We start from the raw sequence: 14,988 nt of genomic DNA on the forward strand, positions 1-14,988 counted from the left end.
CGCGCGGCATGCGAACCGGTGTACGGGCACCGAACGGCACGGAAAGTTTGAGATTTCCGGGACACTCGGCGTTAAATAAGGGACAAAAGGTATGTTGTGTTGTAAAGCACCACGCACCGCGTCGGGAACGGCGCCGAGCGACACAAGCGCCGCAGAGGAGCGAAGCGATGTCTGCCGTCGTCGAGCAGCCTGCCAAGGTCCGTCTCATCACGGACGCCCCCCACCACGGGTGCCTGTCGGTCACCCTCCGCTACGACAGCGCCGACCCGCTCGCCGTCCGCGTCGTCTTCCCGGCCGAGGTGTCGCGCGACGACGGCGAGGTGGTGTGGACCTTCGCGCGCGAGCTGCTCGAATCGGGCCTCCGTACCCCTTCCGGCGACGGCGACGTACGCGTCTGGCCCTGCGGCCGCGCGCAGACGATGCTCGAATTCCACTCGCCGGAAGGTGTCGCGCTGACCCAGTGCGACACCGCCGTACTGCGCCGTTTCCTGCGGCTGACGCACGAGACGGTCCCGGCCGGCGAGGAGCGCTACCCACTGCGCGCCAAACGCGGCCTGGACCGTCTGCTGCACAACTCCGAAGGGCCGCACAGCACCGAAGTGCAGCACCACACCTAGGGCCTGCCGCCCTGGGTCGCCCCGGATCGGGTCAGATCAGACCCGCACCAGCTCCTTCTCCGAGCCCGGACCGGAGTCCGGCCCCGAGCCGGCGGTGTCCGACTCCTTCTCCAGCATCTTCCGCAGCTGCTCGCCCTCCACGTCCACGTTCGGCAGCAGCCGGTCCAGCCAGCGCGGCAGCCACCACGCCTTGTTGCCGAGCAGCGCGAGCACCGCCGGGACGATGGCCATGCGGACCACGAACGCGTCGAAGAAGACCGCGATGGCCAGCGAGAAGCCGATCATCTTGACCATGGACTCGCTGGAGCCGATGAAGCCCGCGAAGACGGCCATCATGATGATCGCGGCGGCGGTGACGACCCGCGTGCCGTGCCGGAAGCCGGTGGCGATCGCCTGTCCCGGCCGCTCCCCGTGGACGTACGCCTCGCGCATCCGCGTGACCAGGAAGACCTCGTAGTCCATGGCGAGACCGAAGACCACACCCACCATGAAGATCGGCATCATCGACATGATCGGACCGGTCTGCTCGACCCCGAACAGGCTCCCGAGCCAGCCCCACTGGAAGACCGCGACCACCGCGCCGAGCGCGGCGACGACCGACAGCAGGAACCCGAGGGCCGCCTTGAGCGGGACCAGGATCGACCGGAAGACCAGCATCAGCAGCAGGAACGCCAGACCCACGACGAGCGCGAGGTAGGGCAGCAGCGCGTCGTTCATCTTCTCGGAGAAGTCGGTGTTCATCGCGGTGGCGCCGGTGACCAGCACCTTCGCCTCGCTGCCCGAGGCGATCTCGCCGCCCGCGTCGCGGATGGCGTGGACCAGGTTCTCCGTCTCCACGGACGAGGGGCGGTCCTTCGGGACGACCGTGATCGTCGCCGTGTCGCCGGCCTTGTTGTACGTGGCGGGGGTGACCGCCGCGACGCCCTTCATGTCCTCGACGGCGTCGGTGACCTGCCCGGCGGTCTGCTTGGCGTTGTCGTCGCCCTTGCCGTCCACGACGACCATCAGCGGGCCGTTGAAGCCGGGCCCGAAACCGTCGGAGAGCAGGTCGTACGCCTTGCGCTGCGTGGTGCTGGTCGGCTGCGAACCGTCGTCGGGCAGACCCATCTCCAGCGAGGTGGCCGGGACGGCGATGATGCCGAGACCGACAACCGCGGTGACGAGTACGGCGACGGGGCGGCGCAGCACGAAGCGCGCCCAGCGGGTGCCCATGTTGGGCTTGCCCTCGGCGATCTTGCCGTCGGCGGAGGCCGCCCGCTCCCGGGCCTGCCGCTCGCGCACCTTCTTGCCGTGCACGCGCTTGCCCGCGAATCCCAGCACGGCCGGGACGAGCGTGAGCGCGATGAGGACGGCGATGACGACCGTGCCGGCCGCGGCGGCGCCCATCTTGGTGAGCATCGGGATGTTGACGACGGCGAGGCCGACGAGCGCGATGACGACGGTGAGCCCGGCGAAGACCACGGCGGATCCGGCCGTACCGGCCGCCCGTCCGGCGGCTTCCTCGGGTTCACGCCCTTCCGCCAGCTCCGCCCGGTAGCGGGAGACGATGAACAGGGCGTAGTCGATGCCGACGGCGAGGCCGATCATCATCGCGAGAATGCTGGTGGTGGAGCCGAGATCCATCACGCTCGCCAGCGCGGTGATGGTCGAGACGCCGATTCCTACGCCGACGAGGGCGGTGAGCAGTGGCAGTCCCGCCGCGATCAGCGAACCGAAGGTGATGACGAGTACGACGGCGGCCACGGCGATGCCGATGATCTCGGTGGCCCCGGTCTCCGGTGCGGCCTGCAGCGCGTCACCGCCGATCTCGACGGTCAGCCCGGTGTCCCGCGCCTCGTGCCCCGTCTCCTCCAGCGCCGTACGGGTCTCCTCGGTCAGCTCCATCGAACTGACCTTGTACGTGACCGAGACGTAGGCGGTCGTACCGTCCTTCGAGACGGCCTTGGCCGTGTACGGGTCGGTGACCTGCGCGATCTGGTCGGATCCCGCGGGCAGCTCGTCGACGATCTTCTCGACCTCGGCCTTGTTGGCGGCGGAGGTCATCTTCTCGCCGTCCGGCGCCTTGAAGACGACCCGCGCGGTCGCCCCGTCGGCGCTCCCGCCGGGGAAGCGCTCTTCCAGCAGGTCGAAGGCCTTCTGGGCCTCCGTACCGGGAATGGAGAAGGAGCTGGATGTCGCGGTGGACGCGGATGCCGCGCCGACGCCCGCGAGGGCGAGCAGCGCCACCCATACGAAGGCGACGAGATTTCGGCGTCGGAAGGCGAACCGTCCGAGTTTGTAAAGAAACGTGGCCACGAGGCGTACTCCCGGTCTGGGGGCGGATCAAAGGGCATGGGGAGCCGACCGACGGCGCGAGAGCGACACGCGTCAGGTGCTGGTGCCGGGAAGGGCACCGGGTACTGCTGGGGAACCCCGGAGGTGGGCGAGCGGCCCAGGGAGGCGTAGCTGCGGAGCTTCGGGGAGGTCAGACGCCGAGAGCGGGGAGAAGCACGGCGTCGAGATAGTCGCGGAGGAACGCCTGGTCGACAGAGCGGTCCTCAACGAGCTGCCGGGCGACGAAGGCGCCGACCAGCATGTGTGTGACGTACTTCAGCGCGGGTTGGTCCGCGCTGATCTCACCCCGGTCCACGGCGCGGCGCAGGAACACATGGAGCCCGTTGAGCTCGGGCTCGATGAGCAGTTCACGCAGCGCGAGATGGAGATCGGGGTTGGTGTGAACGGCATGGGCCAGGCCCCGCATCAGCGCGGAGTCCCGTTCCATCTGGCAGTCGTCGGCCATCGAGACCATGGCGTGGAAGTCCCCGCGCAGCGAGCCGGTGTCGATCTGTGCGACATCGGCCGGCTTGTTGTCGCGGAGGGCTCGTGCGACGAGCTCCGGCTTGCTCCCCCACTGGCGGTAGAGGGTGGCTTTGCTGGAGTGGGTGCGGGCGGCGATGGCGTCCATGGTGAGGGCGTCGTAGCCGACCTCGCGCAACAGGTCGAGCGTGGTGCCGTACAACTCGCTCTCGCGCTCCGGCGTGAGTCTGGTGCGTGCCACGGTCGACCTCCCGTCGAGGTATCGATGAGCCAAACGAAACGGTTTCGTACAGTACGAAGATAACCCCACCCTCATCGAAACGGCAACGTTTCGCTTGTGGGCTCCGCCACATCCCGGCCGCCCCCTCCGGCGACCCCTCCGGCGACCCCTCCGGCGACCTCTCGGGCGACCTCTCGGGTGACGTCCGACGCCCCGCCCGCTCACACGACCGAGTGCCCGCCGAACACATCCGGCCAACCTGTCTCCTTCCACGAGTTGCCGCGCCCCTCCCGCACGGAAAGCATTGGGGGGTGAGTGACGACGTCGCGTATCTCCGCTATCCGCACCTGCACGACGACTTGTTGTGTTTCGCCGCCGAGGACGACCTCTGGGTCGCCCCTCTCTCGTCGGCCAAGCACCGCCCGGACCGTGCCTGGCGGGTGACCGTCGACCGCACGCGAGTGGGGCATCCGCGGTTCTCGCCCGACGGCGGCCAGATCGCCTATACGAGCTGGCGCAGCCTGGATCCGGAGATCCATCTGGCGCCGGTGGCCGGCGGCCCGGCCCGCCGGCTCAGCTACTGGGGATCGACCGACACCCGCGTCTGCGGCTGGACGCCGCCGGACAAGGACGGCACGGCGCAGATCCTCGCCGTCTCCTCGCACGGCCAGCCCTTCTCGTACTACTCCTGGGCCTACAGCGTCCCGACCGACGGCTCCCCCGGCGGAAAACTCCCCTGGGGCCCGGTCGCCGACATCGCGATCGCCGACATCGAGGGCGAGCGCCGCAGCCTGCTGCTGACCGGGAAGCCGCCGCACGAACCGGCCGCCTGGAAGCGGTACCGGGGCGGCGCCACGGGGCGGCTGTGGCTGCACGGCGAGCGGCTGCTGGCGGATCTGCCCGGCCATCTCGACTGCCCGATGTTCGTGGACGGGCGCATCGCGTTCCTCTCCGACCACGAGGGCGTCGGCAATCTCTACTCGACGCTCCCCGACGGCACCGACCTGCGCCGGCACACCGACCACGACGCGTTCTACGCCCGCCACGCGTCGTCCGACGGGCGCCGGGTCGTCTACCAGTGCGCGGGAGACCTGTGGCTGGTGGACTCGCTGGCGCCGGACTCGGTGCCGCGCAAGCTGTCGGTACGGCTCGGCGGTCCGCGCGCCGGCCGGCGTACGTACCAGGTCCCGGCCGCCCACCACGTCGACTCGATCTCCGTGGACACCACGGGCCGGGCGAGCGCCGTCTCCGTACGCGGCAGCCTGTACTGGCTCACCCACCGCGACGGCCCGGCCCGCACGATCACGGACACCCCGGGCGTACGGGTGCGGCTGCCCGAGATGCTGGGCAGCGGCGGCAAGGTCGCCTACGTCACGGACGCGGACGGCGAGGACGCGATCGAGATCGCCTACCTGCCGCGCGCGAGCGGCGACCGGCCGCCGGTGCGGCTCGCCTCCGGGCGACTGGGGCGCGTCCACGAACTGATCGCGGACCCGGACGGCGAACGGCTGGCGCTGAGCACGCACGACGGAAGGCTGCTGATACTGACGGTCCCTGACGATGCGTCAGACGACGCCACGTCAGGCGTCGTGCCGGAAGCCGCGGTTGCGGACGCGGTTGAAGCCGAGGACGCGGCCGAGGAGGTCACCGAGCTGATCCGCTCCGTCAACGGCCCCGTCACCGACCTCGCGTTCTCCCCCGACGGCGACTGGATCGCCTGGTCCCACCCCGGTGTCGGCCGCTCGCTGCGCCAGATCAAGATGGCGCGGATCCCCGACCGTACGATCGTCGATGTCACCAACGGCCGCTTCGAGGACGAGAATCCGGTTTTCACGCGGGACGGCCGATATCTCGCCTTTCTTTCCTGGCGCGGATTCGACCCCGTGTACGACGTGCACACGGGGGACCTCTCCTTCCCGCTGGGCTGCCGCCCCTACCTCGTACCGCTGTCGTCGGCGACGCCCTCGCCGTTCGCGCTCCTCCCGGACGGCCGCCCGGCCGCCGGCGGCCTCGACCCGGTGCCGGTCGTCCCGTCCGACGGCACCACCGCGGTGGCCGACAGTACGGTCACGGTCGAGGTCGAAGGACTCGCCAGCCGCGTCACGCCCTTCCCCGTGTCCGCGTCCAAGTACTCCGCCCTGCAGCCCGTCAGCGGCGGCGGCCTGGTCTGGCTGCGCTGGCCGATCTCCGGCGCGCTCGGCGAGACGTTCGCCAACCCCGCCGACACCTCGGGCCGTCCCACCCTCGAACACTTCGACATCACCAAGGCGCGCAAGAGCGAACTCGTGGACCACCTCGACTGGTTCGCGCTCAGCCGCGACGGCTCCCGGCTCGTGGTCGTGGACGACGACGAGCTGCGCGCCGTACCCGCCACCGAGCCCGGCGACAGCGACTCGACCGTCCATCTCGACCTGCGCCGCATCCTGCACGAGGTCGACCCCGCGGCCGAATGGCGCCAGGCGTACGCGGAGGCGGGCCGCATCATCCGCTCGTACTTCTGGGAACCCGACATGTGCGGCATCGACTGGGACGCGGTGCTCGACCAGTACCGCCCGCTGGTCGAACGCGTCGCGTCCCCCGACGAGTTCGCCGATCTGCTGCGCGAGGCACTCGGCGAGCTGGGCACCTCGCACGCGTACGTCACGCCCGCCCGCCGCAACGAGGGGCCGGCGCACTACCAGCGCGCCATGGGCCTGCTCGGCGCCAACCTCGTCTGCCGGGACGGCGAATGGCTGGTGAAGCGGATCCTGCCCGGCGAGTCGTCGGACTCCAAGGCCCGCTCCCCGCTCGCCGGTACGGGCATCCGCGAGGGCGCCGTCCTCACCCATGTCGACGGCCGGCCCGTCGACCCGGTGACCGGCCCCTTCCCGCTGCTGTCCGCCGCCGGCGGTACGACGGTCGAGCTGACGTTCCGCCCCGCCGAGGATCTGTCGACGACCAACGGCGGTATCCGGCACGGCGGTTCACGCCGCGTGGCGATCGTCCCGCTCGTGGACGAACGGCCGCTGCGCTACCAGGACTGGGTGGCCAAGCGCCGCGAGGTGGTCCGCGAGATGAGCGGCGGCAAGTGCGGCTATCTCCACATCCCCGACATGGGCGGCTCGGGCTGGGCGCAGTTCAACCGCGATCTGCGGCTGGAGGTTTCCCGGCCCGCGCTGATCGTGGACGTACGGGGAAACGCGGGCGGCCACATCAGCGAACTGGTCGTGGAGAAGCTGACACGGCGCATCCTCGGCTGGGACCTGACGCGTAACGCCCAGGCGGTCAGTTACGCCTCCAACGCCCCGCGCGGCCCGGTCGTCGCCATCGCGGACGAGGCCACCTCGTCCGACGGCGACATGATCACGGCCGCCTTCCGGCTGCTGAAGCTGGGCCCGGTCGTCGGGCAGCGCACCTGGGGCGGGGTGGTCGGCATGACCGGCCGACACCGGCTGGGCGACGGCAGCGTGATCACGGTGCCGATGAACGCGGCCTGGTTCGACGCCTACGGCTGGTCGGTCGAGAACCACGGCGTGGAGCCGGACATCGAGGCGCTGCGCACCCCGCTCGACTGGGCGGAGGGGCGGCACGCGCAGCTCGACGACGCGGTGTGGGTGGCGCTGGAGCTGCTGGCCAAGCAGCCGGCGGCGACCCCGCCCGGCTACGGCGACGTCCCGGACCGCCGCCGCCCGCAGCTGCCGCCGCGAAGCTGATCCCGCCGACCGCCGTCGGCACAGAGAAGCGCACCTGATGCACGGGCACCAGGTGCGCTTCCCTGCGAACTACGAAGTGCGGACCACCAGCTCAGGCGTCGTAGTCGTCGGCGAAACGGTCACGCGCGTCCTGCGCACGCTGCTGCGCACGCGCCCGCTCGTCCTGCATCCGGTCCTCGTCCCGCGAGGAGCGCTCGGACGCCTCGTCCTTCTCGCCGTTGGCCGTCTTCGCCTCCTGCGCCTTCTGCGCCTTGTCGGCGAGCTGCTGCGACTTGTCCTTGAACTGGTCGGCGATACCCATCGAAACTCACTCCTGAAAGTCCGGTGAGGCCCGTGGAGAGATCCAGGGCCTGGGCCCTGTCCGGACCCAGACCAGACTTACACGCACCGACATACCGCGCATTTCGATCAGTTACGCTCCGTGCGCTCCCGCTCGTCGGCCGCCCCGCCCGCCCCCACGAGCCCCTTGCCCACTCCCCCGAGCCGCGGGTCGAGGCTCCGCACGTGGCGGCTTCCGACGGCCGCGATCAGGCCCGGCAGATACCCGCGTACGGACTGCGTGCCGCGCAGCCACCACTGCGCGTACACATGCGCCGAACGCCGCTCGATCCCGGTCACGATGCGCTCGACGGCGGGCCCGAGCGGATACGTCTTGTTGGCCGGCCACGGCAGCCGGCGCCGCATCTCGCGCATCACCTCGTCCTCGTCGGCGCCGCGCACCATGTCGGTGTCGGTCCACGAGAGATAGCCGACGCCGACCCGGACACCCTTGTACCCGACCTCGGCGCGCAGGCTGTGCGCGAACGCCTCGACGCCCGACTTGGAGGCGCAGTACGCGGTCATCAGGGGCGCGGGGGTGATCGCGGCGAGCGAGGCGATCTGGAGGAAGTAGCCGCGGCTCTCCATCAGTACGGGCAGGAACGCGCGCGCCGTGACCGCGCCGCCGATGAGATTGACCTCGATGACCCGCCGCCAGGCGGCGGGGTCGGAGTCCAGGAACGGACCGCCCGCCGCCACACCCGCGTTGGCCACGACGATGTCGACCTTCCCGAAGCGCCGCTTGACCTCCCCCGCGACGCGGGTCATCTCCTCCTGATTCGTGACATCGGCGTACCAGTGCTCGCACTCGGTGTGCAGCCTGCTCGCCACGTCCTTCAACTCGTCGGCCTCCAGGCCCACGAGAGCCACCCGCGCGCCGCGCGCCGAGAGCTTGCGGGCCAGCAGTTCGCCCACGCCACGCGCCGCGCCGGTGACGACGGCGACCTGTCCTTCGAGACCGACCCTGCTCATACGGCACTCTCCTTGTCGGCATGCTGGGTCTTACCGGCACCGGCCCTGAGGTGGTCGTCCGCCAACCCGCGGATCACGGCTGTCACCGCCTCCGGCGCCTCCACCGGCGTCATGTGCCCCATCCCGGTCAACTCGGTGAGGCCCACGCAGTCGGGCAGCGCGTCGGCCAGCCGGCGCGCCAGCACCGAGGGCGTCAACCGGTCGGCGGTCCCCGTGACGACTGCCGTGGGCACCCGCAACTCACCCACACCCGCGTCGAGATCCAGCTCACCGAGCACATGCGACCAGGCCACCCGCACCGCGCGCGGACACGCGTGCACGATCCGCGCGCACGCGTCGACCCGGTCCGGCGCCGTACCGGGCCCCATCGTCCCGTAGCGCAGGATCCGCTTCGAGACGGGTGTGACCGGCCCCAGCGGGGCCCGCGCGCCGAGGATCAGCCGGGTCAGCCGGGTCCGTACCCGACCGGGGCGCATCGGCACCACGCGCGATTCGGCGACCAGGCTCGAACTGCCCGTGCTGCACAGCAGCGCCGCCGCCGCGTGCTCCCGGAACGCGGGCCGCGCCGACGCGGCCATCAGCGTCATACCGCCCATGGAGTGCCCGGCCAGCACCGCCTTCTCACCCGGCGCGAGGGTCGCGCCCAGCACCGCCTCCAGGTCGTCGGCGAGCGCGTCGGTCGTGTATCCGTCCCGGCCGACGGCGGGCGAACGGCCGTGCCCGCGCTGGTCGTAGACGATCACGCGGTGGTCCGCGGCGAGGTCGTCGATCTGCGCGGCCCAGAAGAGAGTCGAGCAGGTCCACCCATGGATCAGGACAATCGCGGGCGCCCCCTCGGAGCCGTACACCTCGATGTGCAGGCGTGAGCCGTCGGCGGAAGTCGCCGTCAGCACACGGGGGTCGGGGTCCGTCGTCATCGAAGTGTCTCCTTGGTCTGCGACTCGGCCTGCGCCCTCGCCGCCCGCGCGTGGGCGACGTCGTACTCCCTCAGGTCCACGTCCCGTGTCGCCCGGCGGAACTCGGTCGTCGTCCCCGGCCAGATCGTGGTGTTGCGCCCGTTGGCGTCCAGATACCAGCTGGTGCAGCCGCCGGTGTTCCACACGGTGCGCTTCATCCGCTCCTGCACGCGTCGGTTCCAGGCGTCGACGGCCACCGGTTTGGGGGTGAGCGCGGCGCCCGCGCCGAGCGAGCCGAGCGCGCGCAGATAGCCGCTGAGATAGTTGAGCTGGGCCTCGATCATCAGGATCATCGAGGAGTTGCCGAGTCCGGTGTTCGGGCCGACGACGGTCATCCAGTTGGGGAAGCCGACGGCGGTCGCGCCGCGCAGCGACTCCATGCCGTCCTTCCACGCGTCGGCGAGCGTGCTGCCGTCCGCGCCCACCACCCGCTCGGCGATGGGCATGTCGGTGACATGGAAGCCGGTCCCGAAGACGATCGCGTCGACCTCGGTCTCGCGGCCGTCGGCCGCCACGACGGTCGACCCGCGCACCTCGGCCAGCCCGGACGCCACGACATCCACATTGGGCCGCGCGAGCGCCGGATAGTACGCGCTGGACAGCAGGATCCGTTTGCAGCCGATGCGGTACGAGGGGGTCAACGCGGCCCGCAGCGCGGGGTCCTTGATCGCCCGCGCGATGTTGGCCTTGCCGAGGAGCTCCACGAGCCCCAGCTCGTTGGGCCGCTTGGTGAACGCCTGGACCTGCAACTCCCTGATTCCCCAGAGCAGTTGGCGCCGTGCGGTACCGGTGACCGGGACCTTCCGGTGCAGCCACCGCTCGGCGGCGGAGATCGCCCGGTCCGTGCGCGGCAGCACCCACGGCGGGGTGCGCTGGAACAGCGTCAGCCTCGCCACGTCGGGCTGGACGGCCGGCACGATCTGGATCGCCGACGCACCGGTCCCGACCACCGCGACGCGCTTGCCCCGCAGGTCGTATCCGTGGTCCCAGCGCGCGGAGTGGAAGACCTTCCCCGGGAACGAGTCGAGGCCGGGCACGTCCGGCACCTTCGGGTCCGACAGCGCCCCCGTCGCGGAGACGACGACGTCCGCCGTGACGATCCCGCGCGCGGTCTCGATCTCCCAGTGCGCCGCCTCGGCGATCCAGCGCATCAGCCGGACCTCGTGGTTCAGCCGGATGTGCGGCCGGAGCCCGAAGGTGTCGGCGACGTGCTCCAGGTACGCGCGGATGTGCCGCTGACCGGAGAAGGTGCGCGGCCAGTCGGGGTTGGGCGCGAAGGAGAACGAGTAGAGGTGCGAGGGCACGTCGCACGCGCACCCCGGATAGCTGTTGTCGCGCCATGTGCCGCCGACCGAGTCGGCCCGTTCCAGGACGACGAAGTCGGTGATCCCGTCGCGCCGCAGCCGGACGGCGGCCCCCAGGCCACCGAATCCGGACCCGATCACCGCCACCCGTACATGCTCGTGCTTGGCCATGCCGCCGCCTCCCGCCGGAGTACCCGCACCGAACCGCGCCAGTAATCACTGGCACTGTTGGGAGAGTAGGGCAGCTCCTTACTCATGGGTAGGGGGCGAACGAGAAAAGTTACCGCCGGTACAACGGCATAGGCTGACCGGCATGTCCGACCAGGAAGAAGTCCGCGAGTACCGCATGAAGGAACTGGCCGACGCGGCCGGCATCACGGTGCGTACGGTCCGCTTCTACCGCGAACGCGGCCTGATCCCGCCGCCCCGCAAGGAGGGCCGGATCGCCTGGTACGACAGCCACCACCTGGCCAGACTGCGCACGATCGCCGCCCTCCTGGAACGCGGCCACACCCTCAACGGCATCGCCGACCTCGCCACCGCCTTCGAGAGCGGCCGCGACGTGGGCGAGGTGCTGGGCCTCGGCGAACCGACCGAGGAAACACCGGTCCGCCTCACCCCCGAGGAGCTGGCCGACCACTTCGAGGGCGAGGTCACGGCGGAGAACCTGGCCACCGCCCTCGAACTCGGCTACCTCGCCACCGACGGCGACGACCTCGTCCACATCAGCCGCCGCCTCCTGGACGTCTCCGCCGCCCTGGTCCGCGAGGGCGTCCCCCTGGCGGCGGTCTTCGAGGCCGGCCGCCAGGTCCGCGTCCACGCGGACGCACTGGCCGAACTCTTCGCGACGATGCTCAAGACCCACGCGGGCGCCACGACCCCGGAGACCCTGCGCCCCCTCGCCAAGAGCGTGGTGGAGGCGGAACTCTCGATGGCCCTGGACCGCCGCCTGCGGAAGCCGTAAAAGCCCCGCTACCCCAGCTCGTACGCGACGCTCACCGGCGCGTGGTCACTCCAGCGCTCGTCGTGCGTCGCCGCCCGCTCCACCCACGCCTTCACCGCGCGCTCCGCCAGCCCCGCCGTCGCCACGTGGTAGTCGATGCGCCAGCCCGTGTCGTTGTCGAACGCGCGCCCGCGGTAGGACCACCAGGTGTACGGCCCGGTCTGGTCCGGGTGCAGGGCGCGGACCACGTCCACGTACGACGCCTCGTCGAAGACCCGCGTCAGCCACGCGCGCTCCTCGGGCAGGAAGCCGGACTCCTTGCGGTTGGCCTTCCAGTTCTTGAGGTCGGCCTCCTGGTGGGCGATGTTCCAGTCGCCGCAGACCAGCACCTCCCGGCCGGCCGCCGCCGCGCGCTCCTTGAGCCCGCCGAGGTAGGTCAGGAACTCGTCCATGAACCGGACCTTCTCGTCCTGGCGCTCCGTGCCCACGTCGCCCGACGGCAGATAGAGGCTGGCCACCGTCACGCCGGGCAGGTCGATCTCGACGTACCGCCCGCTCGTGTCGAACTCCGCGCTGCCGAACCCGATCCGCACCCGCTCCGGCTCCCGCCGCGAGTAGAGCGCGACACCCGCGCGGCCCTTGGCCGCCGCCGGGGCGAACACCGTGTGCCACCCCTCGGGCTTCCGCACCCCCTCGGCCAGCTGATCCTCCTCGGCGCGCACCTCCTGGAGGCAGACCACATCGGCCCCGGTCCCGGCCAGCCACTCCACGAAGCCCTTCTTCGCGGCGGCGCGGAGCCCGTTCACATTCACGGAAGTCACAGTGAGCATTCCGGCACCCTACCCAGGCTCTACGATCGATGCCGTGGCCATCCAAATACGTCAGGTCCCCGCCGACCACCCCGACGCAGTGAAGCTCGACGCCGAGGTCCAACTCGAATACGCCGCGCGTTACGACAGCGAGGGTGACGCCACCGTGCTCCACCCCCGGATGTTCGACCCGCCCCGCGGCGTCTACTTCCTCGCCTACGACGACGCCGACGACCGCCCGGTCGCCTCCGGCGGCTGGCGCGCGCAGGAGACCAACGACGAGGGCTACTCGGACGGCGACGCAGAGATCAAGCGGATGTACGTGACGGTGGAGGCCCGCGGCCTCGGGCTGGCCCGCCGTATCCTCGCGCTGCTGGAGGAGGACGCCCGCGCGGCGGGCCGTACCCGCATGGTGCTGGAGACGGGTACCAAGCAGCCGGAGGCCATCGCGCTCTACCGGTCCAGCGGCTACACGGACTGCCCGAAGTTCGGCCACTACCGGAACGACCCGCTGAGCATCTGCCTGGCCAAGCCGCTCGGGTAGCACCCCTGGACAGCCCAGGAAACGACAGAGCCCGGCCCGGCAGCCGAGCTGCCGGACCGGGCCTGAGGCGGGAACGTCAGTGGTTGCCCACGCCGTTCGCCGAGAGGATCGGGATGTCCTCCAGGATGTGCGACAGGGGCTCGTCGCCCTTCGCCTGCGTCGAGTTCTCGGTGCACTGCTGGTTCTGCGGGGAGGACAGGACGTTGATGTCCTGGACCGCGATCGGCACGAGGCCCACGAGCGAACCGACGTTGGCCTTGACGGGCAGACCGATGCAGGGCTTGTTGAGCGTGCCCTGCACGAGGCTGAGCTGCGGGCTCATGTCCCCGTGGGTCTCCGAGTTGCCGAACTCCTGCTCGGCACCGTTGCCACTGAGCGACGTCGTGCCCGTGTCGTTGCCGATCGCCAGCGCCGGCGACGCGGTGGCGGCGAGGCCGCCGACCATCGTGGCCGCTACAGCAGCGGTAGCCCACAGCTTGTTCATTTTGTTGCCTTTCCGGAAAGTCGGAACTCCACCGGTGGAGTTCCGAGTCGTTCAACTCGCCACACGACGTTTGGTTGCGCCCGTTCCCCCGAACAGCCCATAAGGCATATCGGTGAGTCGCCGCGCGCGTGAAAACGACCGGGCCACCGCCGAATTCAGCGGTGACCCGGCAACGTTATTCAGCCTCGATATCAGCCGTTGCCCGCGCCGTTGGCCGACAGGATCGGGATGTCGTTCAGGAGGTGCGACAGCGGCTCGTCGCCCTTCGCCTGCGTCGAGTTCTCGACACACTGCTGGTTCTGCGGCGAGGACAGGACGTTGACGTCCTGGACCGCGATCGGCACGAGGCCCACGAGCGAACCCGCGTTGATCTTGGCCGGCAGGCCGATGCAGGGCTTGTTGAGCGAGCCCTGGATGAGCGCCATCTGCGGGCTCATGTTCCCGTACGTCGCCGAGTTGCCGTACGACTGGAGGGCGCCGTTGCCGCTGAGCGACGTGGTGCCCGCGTCGTCACCGACGGCGAAAGCGGACGGCGCGGCCATAGCCGACATGCCGACGACGGAAGCAGCGACGGCCGCAGTGGCCATAACCTTCTTGATCACGATGAGTCCCCTTCTGAAGGATGCCCCAAGTCCCCGGGGCGCCATGAGCAACTACATTCCGCAGGTTTAGTTATCGCGCTTCACTCCAACAGCCCATTAGGCACTCAATCAGCCCGCTCGGGCCGCACAATCCGAACGAGTGAAGGACCGGAACCAAACCCGGGCCATTCGGTTGGGCAGGCCGCACCACCTGCATTTCTTGAGAAAAGGAACTAACCGTGATCAAGAAGATCCTGGCGGCTGCGGCGGTCACCGCCTCCGTGGTCGGCGCCTCCGCCGCGGTCGCGTCGCCGGCACTCGCCGTCGGCAACGACACCGGCACCACCTCGCTGAGCGGCAACGGCTCCAAGGAGTCGCACGGCAACGCCGCCACCCACGGCAACCTGAGCCCGCAGGCCACCCTTGTGCAGGGCTCGCTCAACAAGCTCTGCGTCGGCCTGCCGGCCAAGGCCAACGTCGGCTCGCTCGTCGGAATTCTCGTGCCGGTCGCGGTCCAGGACATCAACGTCCTGTCCTCCCCGCAGAACCAGCAGTGCGTCGAGAACTCCACGCAGGCGAAGGGCGACGAGCCCCTCTCGCACCTCCTCGGGGACATTCCGGTCCTCTCGGCCAACGGTGCGGGCAACGGCTGACAGCCATTGCCTTTACGGCGCCATTCCGGGCCGAACTGAGACCGGCCGGGGCGAATTCGCCCCGGCCGGTCTCAGTGTCATATGAACGGCTCCCGTGCC

14 protein-coding genes are annotated in these 14,988 nt (G+C 70.3%); 5 read left to right on the top strand and 9 right to left on the bottom strand.

Annotated features, from left to right (window positions below):
- Positions 1–167 precede the first annotated feature (167 nt).
- On the top strand, positions 168–617 hold the full coding sequence (locus tag ACFT9I_RS05920) for an SsgA family sporulation/cell division regulator (RefSeq protein WP_382561207.1): 450 nt from the start codon (positions 168–170) through the stop codon (positions 615–617).
- A gap of 36 nt (positions 618–653) precedes the next feature.
- On the opposite strand, the gene ACFT9I_RS05925 is transcribed toward ACFT9I_RS05920, so the two are convergent.
- Both ACFT9I_RS05925 and ACFT9I_RS05930 read right to left on the bottom strand, forming a co-directional pair.
- Entirely contained in the window at positions 654–2,912 is a 2,259-nt protein-coding gene (locus tag ACFT9I_RS05925) for an MMPL family transporter (RefSeq protein ID WP_382561209.1), read from the bottom strand.
- Between the two features lie 169 nt (positions 2,913–3,081).
- The gene (locus tag ACFT9I_RS05930) at positions 3,082–3,654 is read right to left on the bottom strand and encodes a TetR/AcrR family transcriptional regulator (protein WP_382561211.1); all 573 of its coding nucleotides are present in this window, start codon (positions 3,652–3,654) and stop codon (positions 3,082–3,084) included.
- 290 nt (positions 3,655–3,944) lie between these two features.
- Between ACFT9I_RS05930 and ACFT9I_RS05935 the strand changes: the two genes are divergently transcribed.
- The gene (locus tag ACFT9I_RS05935; protein ID WP_382561213.1) at positions 3,945–7,325 is read left to right on the top strand and encodes a S41 family peptidase; all 3,381 of its coding nucleotides are present in this window, start codon (positions 3,945–3,947) and stop codon (positions 7,323–7,325) included.
- Positions 7,326–7,416: 91 nt separating this feature from the next.
- On the opposite strand, the gene ACFT9I_RS05940 is transcribed toward ACFT9I_RS05935, so the two are convergent.
- From ACFT9I_RS05940 to ACFT9I_RS05955, 4 genes are all read right to left on the bottom strand, one after another.
- Entirely contained in the window at positions 7,417–7,626 is a 210-nt protein-coding gene (locus ACFT9I_RS05940) for a hypothetical protein (protein ID WP_382561215.1), read from the bottom strand.
- Positions 7,627–7,733: 107 nt separating this feature from the next.
- Positions 7,734–8,615, bottom strand: a complete 882-nt coding sequence (locus tag ACFT9I_RS05945; RefSeq protein WP_382561217.1) for an SDR family oxidoreductase — start codon at positions 8,613–8,615, stop codon at positions 7,734–7,736.
- A complete protein-coding gene (locus ACFT9I_RS05950) occupies positions 8,612–9,532 on the bottom strand; it encodes an alpha/beta fold hydrolase (RefSeq protein WP_382561219.1) in 921 nt (306 codons plus the stop codon). The genes ACFT9I_RS05945 and ACFT9I_RS05950 overlap by 4 nt, the downstream gene beginning before the upstream one ends.
- On the bottom strand, positions 9,529–11,046 hold the full coding sequence (locus ACFT9I_RS05955; protein WP_382561221.1) for a flavin-containing monooxygenase: 1,518 nt from the start codon (positions 11,044–11,046) through the stop codon (positions 9,529–9,531). Before ACFT9I_RS05955 ends, ACFT9I_RS05950 begins: the two co-directional genes overlap by 4 nt.
- Positions 11,047–11,188: 142 nt before the next feature.
- Between ACFT9I_RS05955 and ACFT9I_RS05960 the strand changes: the two genes are divergently transcribed.
- A complete protein-coding gene (locus ACFT9I_RS05960; protein WP_382561223.1) occupies positions 11,189–11,839 on the top strand; it encodes a MerR family transcriptional regulator in 651 nt (216 codons plus the stop codon).
- Between the two features lie 8 nt (positions 11,840–11,847).
- Here the strand turns inward: ACFT9I_RS05960 and ACFT9I_RS05965 are convergent, their stop codons facing one another.
- Complete coding sequence (locus tag ACFT9I_RS05965; protein WP_382561225.1) at positions 11,848–12,648, bottom strand: exodeoxyribonuclease III; 801 nt, start codon at positions 12,646–12,648, stop codon at positions 11,848–11,850.
- Positions 12,649–12,688: 40 nt separating this feature from the next.
- On the opposite strand from ACFT9I_RS05965, the gene ACFT9I_RS05970 reads away from it, so the two are divergent.
- Positions 12,689–13,171: a GNAT family N-acetyltransferase gene (locus ACFT9I_RS05970; RefSeq protein ID WP_382561256.1), complete on the top strand. Its 483-nt coding sequence runs from the start codon at positions 12,689–12,691 to the stop codon at positions 13,169–13,171.
- A 76-nt stretch (positions 13,172–13,247) separates the two neighbouring features.
- Here ACFT9I_RS05970 and ACFT9I_RS05975 read toward each other — a convergent pair whose 3' ends face one another.
- Both ACFT9I_RS05975 and ACFT9I_RS05980 read right to left on the bottom strand, forming a co-directional pair.
- The gene (locus tag ACFT9I_RS05975) at positions 13,248–13,655 is read right to left on the bottom strand and encodes a rodlin (RefSeq protein ID WP_382561227.1); all 408 of its coding nucleotides are present in this window, start codon (positions 13,653–13,655) and stop codon (positions 13,248–13,250) included.
- A gap of 191 nt (positions 13,656–13,846) precedes the next feature.
- Positions 13,847–14,257, bottom strand: coding sequence for a rodlin (locus ACFT9I_RS05980; RefSeq protein ID WP_382561229.1), 411 nt, complete (start codon positions 14,255–14,257; stop codon positions 13,847–13,849).
- A gap of 218 nt (positions 14,258–14,475) precedes the next feature.
- Here ACFT9I_RS05980 and ACFT9I_RS05985 point away from each other — a divergent pair, with 218 nt between their 5' ends.
- Positions 14,476–14,889: a rodlin gene (locus tag ACFT9I_RS05985; RefSeq protein WP_382561231.1), complete on the top strand. Its 414-nt coding sequence runs from the start codon at positions 14,476–14,478 to the stop codon at positions 14,887–14,889.
- Positions 14,890–14,988: the final 99 nt, after the last annotated feature.

The organism is Streptomyces sp. NPDC057137 (genome assembly GCF_042670825.1).
In the GTDB taxonomy this organism is placed as follows: Bacteria; Actinomycetota; Actinomycetes; order Streptomycetales; family Streptomycetaceae; genus Streptomyces.

What these genes read in the sequence shown, in the direction of transcription:
- ACFT9I_RS05920 (WP_382561207.1), top strand. Translation starts at nt 168, where the DNA reads ATGTCTGCCGTCGTCGAGCAGCCTGCCAAGGTCCGTCTCATCACGGAC.
- ACFT9I_RS05940 (WP_382561215.1), bottom strand. Translation starts at nt 7,626, where the DNA reads ATGGGTATCGCCGACCAGTTCAAGGACAAGTCGCAGCAGCTCGCCGAC.
- ACFT9I_RS05945 (WP_382561217.1), bottom strand. Translation starts at nt 8,615, where the DNA reads ATGAGCAGGGTCGGTCTCGAAGGACAGGTCGCCGTCGTCACCGGCGCG.
- ACFT9I_RS05950 (WP_382561219.1), bottom strand. Translation starts at nt 9,532, where the DNA reads ATGACGACGGACCCCGACCCCCGTGTGCTGACGGCGACTTCCGCCGAC.
- ACFT9I_RS05955 (WP_382561221.1), bottom strand. Translation starts at nt 11,046, where the DNA reads ATGGCCAAGCACGAGCATGTACGGGTGGCGGTGATCGGGTCCGGATTC.
- ACFT9I_RS05960 (WP_382561223.1), top strand. Translation starts at nt 11,189, where the DNA reads ATGTCCGACCAGGAAGAAGTCCGCGAGTACCGCATGAAGGAACTGGCC.
- ACFT9I_RS05965 (WP_382561225.1), bottom strand. Translation starts at nt 12,648, where the DNA reads ATGCTCACTGTGACTTCCGTGAATGTGAACGGGCTCCGCGCCGCCGCG.
- ACFT9I_RS05975 (WP_382561227.1), bottom strand. Translation starts at nt 13,655, where the DNA reads ATGAACAAGCTGTGGGCTACCGCTGCTGTAGCGGCCACGATGGTCGGC.